General features: G+C 43.8%; 1 protein-coding gene. It reads left to right on the top strand.

The window, feature by feature from the left end:
* Position 1: 1 nt before the first annotated feature.
* On the top strand, positions 2-260 hold a 259-nt coding region (locus tag JIG41_RS05465), incomplete at its 3' end, for a reverse transcriptase N-terminal domain-containing protein (RefSeq protein WP_199524389.1).

The raw sequence follows: 260 nt of genomic DNA on the forward strand, positions 1-260 counted from the left end.
GATTTCAAAAGAGATTAGTGCCTCTCCTGACAGTGCTCAATGGCAATCCATAAATTGGAAAACTGTTGAGTCACACGTTTTAAAGCTTCAGATGCGTATTGCAAAAGCAACAAGAGAAAGTAAACACGGCAAAGCGAAAGCGTTGCAGTGGATACTGACTCACTCGCATTCGGCAAAACTTCTTGCTGTTAAGCGAGTATCACAAAACAAAGGCAGTAAAACGCCCGGAATAGACGGCGTCATCTGGAATACGGATACGC

Source organism: Pseudoalteromonas sp. bablab_jr011, from assembly GCF_016464045.1.
In the GTDB taxonomy this organism is placed as follows: Bacteria; Pseudomonadota; Gammaproteobacteria; order Enterobacterales; family Alteromonadaceae; genus Pseudoalteromonas; species Pseudoalteromonas lipolytica.